This is a genomic window from Kitasatospora sp. NPDC057512 (assembly GCF_042802135.1).
GTDB lineage: Bacteria > Actinomycetota > Actinomycetes > Streptomycetales > Streptomycetaceae > Kitasatospora.
The window spans coordinates 1-3796 of record NZ_JBHVET010000776.1 but is presented as its reverse complement, the minus strand read 5'-3'; the positions used below and the strand labels follow the sequence as shown (position 1 = coordinate 3796).

At 73.4% G+C, this 3796-nt stretch carries 2 protein-coding genes; both read left to right on the top strand.

The window, feature by feature from the left end; translation table 11 throughout:
* The first annotated feature begins 41 nt into the window (after positions 1 to 41).
* Positions 42 to 1784 (top strand): trypsin-like serine protease, encoded by a 1743-nt coding sequence (locus tag ACFU6K_RS33530; RefSeq protein WP_380669523.1) that lies wholly within the window; start codon positions 42 to 44, stop codon positions 1782 to 1784.
* Between the two features lie 119 nt (positions 1785 to 1903).
* Positions 1904 to 3745, top strand: a complete 1842-nt coding sequence (locus ACFU6K_RS33525; RefSeq protein ID WP_380669521.1) for a trypsin-like serine protease — start codon at positions 1904 to 1906, stop codon at positions 3743 to 3745.
* Positions 3746 to 3796 lie beyond the last annotated feature (51 nt).

Below are 3796 nucleotides of genomic sequence, written 5' to 3'. Positions count from 1 at the left end.
GCCCCCGCGGGCTCCCACACACCGACCCGAAGGGGAGTCCCATGTCCCGCAAGTCCCAGCTCCGCCCGCGGCGGGCGGGTGTGCTGGCCGCCGTCGCGGCCGCCGCCGCCGGCGCGCTGACCACCTTCGCCCCGGCCGGCGCCGTCTCCGGCGGCGCCGCGACCGACACCGCCTCCGCCACCACCGCGCGGATCGTCATCGGCGACAGCCTGCGCGGCTGCACCGGCGCGCTGATCGACCAGTACTGGGTGATCACCGCCGCCTCCTGCTTCTCCGACGACCCGGCGCAGCCGCAGGCCCTCGCGGCCGGCAAGCCGAAGTGGAACACCACCGCCACCGTCGGTGCCAAGTCGGCCCAGGTGGTCGAGCTGGTGCCGCGCGCCGACCGCGACCTGGTGATGGCCCGTCTGGCCGTGCCGGTCGACGGTGTGACGCCGCTGGAGGTGGGCACCTCGGCGCCGACGGCCGGGCAGAGCCTGCGCGTCGCCGGTTTCGGCCGGACCAAGGACGAGTGGGTGCCGAACAAGCCGCACACCGGCGCGTTCTCGCTCGACACGGTGAGCGCGACCGGTGTCGGCATCACGGGGACGGGCGGCGCGGCGGTCTGCAAGGGCGACACCGGCGCCCCCGCCATCCGTGAGACGAACGGCAAGGCCGAGCTGGTGGCCGTCGCCTCCCGTTCCTGGCAGGGCGGCTGCCTGGGCACCCCGGCCGCCGAGACCCGCACCGGCGCGTACGCGACCCGGGTCGACGACCTCGGCGTGTGGATCACCAACGTCCGCCACTCGACCCCGTCGGGGACCAAGGTCACCGGCTCGCCGTTCACCGTCGTCGACCCCGCCACCGGGCACCCGCTGACCTTCGTCCAGGACAGCAAGAACCACCTGTGGTCGGTCGACCCGCAGAACGAGGGCTGGACCGACCTGGGCGGCTACGCGGCCGCCCGCCCCACCGCGATCGCCAACCCGGCCGACAACCACGTGATCGTGTACGTCAACGGGCCGGACAACAAGCTCTGGTCCTACGACCGCACCACCGGCAAGTGGACCGACTTCATCCCCACCCCCGCCGGGACGGTGCTGGCCCCCGACGCCGTGCCGCGCACGGTCGTCGACCCGGCCACCGGCCACCTGGTCACCTTCGTCCGCGACACCGCCCACCACCTGTGGTCCGTCGACCCGCAGGGCGAGGGCTGGTACGACTTCGGCGGGCTGGCCGCCACCGACCCGGTGCCCGTCATCAACCCGAACGACGGCCACATCGTGGTGTACGTCAACGGGCCGAACAACCGGCTGAACTCCATCGACCGCCGGGGCGCCGGCCGGGTCGAGTTCATCCCGCCGGCCATGGCCCCCGACGCGGTGCCCTCGACCGTGGTCGACCCGGCCACCGGGCACTTCACCACCTTCGTCCGTGACGCCGCCAACCACCTGTGGTCCGTCGACCCGTTCGGCCCGGGCTGGCGGGACTGGGGCGTGATGGCCGCCACCGACCCGGTCGCGATCGCCGACAAGACGGCCAACCGGACCGTGGTGTACGTCAACGGCCCGAACAACCGGCTGAACGCGCTCGACTTCGCCACCGGGAAGTGGACCGAGTTCCCCCTCACCCCGTCGGGCACCGCGCTGGCCGCCGACGCCGTCCCGCAGACCGTCGTCGACCCGGCCACCAAGCACCTGGTCACGTACGTCAGGGACGTCAACAGCACCCTCTGGTCCATCGACCCGCAGGGCCAGGGCGGCCCGGTCTGGGTCCGCTTCCACGGCGGCCCCTCCGCGCCCTGACCCGCGCCCTGATCTGCGGCAGACCCGCTGCGGCCCGCCATGGCCGCCGGTCGAAGGCCACCGGCACCCCGCGCACCCGCGGGGTGCCGTCTTCCCCGAACGCTCCCTGGAGATCCCTCATGTCCCGCAAGTCCCAGGTCCGCTCCTGGCGGGCCGGCGTGCTGGCCGCGGCCGCGACCGCCGGCACGCTGTGCACCGTCACCCCGGCCGGCGCCGTGGTCGGCGACGCGCCCGCCGACGGCTCCTACGCCTACACCGTCCGCCTGGCGATCGGCGACAACGTGCGCGTCTGCACCGGCGCGCTGGTGGACCGCTACTGGGTGGCCACGGCCGCCTCGTGCTTCTCCGACGACCCGGCGCAGCCGCAGGCGCTGGCCGCCGGTGCGCCGAAGTGGAAGACCACCGCCACCGTCGGGCGCACCGACCTGGCCACGGGCGCCGGTCTCGTGACGGACGTGGTGGAGCTGGCGCCGCGTCAGGACCGCGACCTGGTCCTGGCCCGCCTGGCCGTGCCCGTCACCGGCATCGCCCCGCTCGCGGTCGCCACCACCGCCCCGACCACCGGCCAGACCCTGCGGGTGCCCGGGTACGGGCGCACCAAAACGGAGTGGATCCCGAACCGGCTCCACTCCGGCGCGTTCAGCCTCGACACCGTGAGCGCGACGGGCATCGGCACCACCGGTACGGGCGGCGCGGCGCTCTGCAAGGGCGACACCGGCGCCCCCGTGGTCCGCGAGGTCAACGGCAAGGCCGAGCTGGTGGCCGTGGCCTCCCGCTCCTGGCAGGGCGGCTGCCTGGGTGTGCCCGCCACCGAGACCCGCACCGGCGCGTACAACTCCCGGGTCGACGACCTCGGCGCGTGGATCAACCAGGTCCGCGACGGCTGGTGGGACACCGTCACCGCCAACCCGGCCGCCCGCAGCTCGGTCTACGACCCGGTCCGGAAGACCACCACGGTCTTCGCCGTCGACAGCGACCGCCACGTGGTGTCCTCCTCCAGCGCGGACGGCACGACCTGGACCGACTGGACGCGGGTCGGCGGCGACTGGCGGTTCGCGAGCGTCCCCACCGCCGTGTTCAACCCCGCCACCGGTGCCATCGAGCTGTTCGCCGTCGGCACCGACGGCGTGCTCTGCCAGACCTACTGGCTGCCGGACGGCAAGGGCTGGACCGAGTGGTACTACCAGCCCACCGACAAGAGGTTCACCGGCAGCCCCACCGCCGTCTACAACCCGGCGACGAAGACCGCGGAGGTCTTCGCCACCCAGACCGACGGGGCCGTCGCGCACTCCTACTACACCGTGGGCATGACGGGGTGGAGCGGCTGGTACGACATCAAGGCCAACAAGGAGTTCACGGGCAGCCCGACCGCCCTGTACAACCCCGCCACCGGCGCCATCGAGCTGTTCGCGGTCAACACCGACGGTGTGCTGAAGCAGAGCTACTGGTTGCCGGGCCAGGACTGGAACCCCTGGTACGCCCAGGACGACAACGTGCGGTTCACCGGCAGCCCCACGTCCGTCTACAACCCGGTCACCAAGGTCGCGGAGGTCTTCGCCACCCGGACCAGCGGTGTCGTCGCGCACTCCTACTACAGCCCGGGCATGACGAAGTGGAGCGGCTGGTCCGAGATCCGCAGCCGTCAGTTCGCGGGCTCGCCGACCGCCGTCTTCGACCCGGCCACCGGCGGCTTCGCGCTCTTCGCGGTCGACGGCGGCGGCGTCCTCGCCCGCTCCGAGTGGCAGCCCGACGGCAAGCCGTGGAGCGACTGGACCGACGTCGGGGACTGGAGGTTCACCACCGGCCGCTTCCCGACCGCGACGTTCAACGCGGCGGCCGGCACCCTGGACCTCTTCGCCACCGGCCAGAACGGCGTCTTCAACCACGCCTCGTACCGGCCGGGGAAGAGCGGGTGGAGCGGCTGGAACACGCTCCCCGGCAAGACCATGGTCACCGGCTGACGAAGCGTCCACGGACCGTTCACGGACCGGGCCCGGTCGCCCTCCCGCATG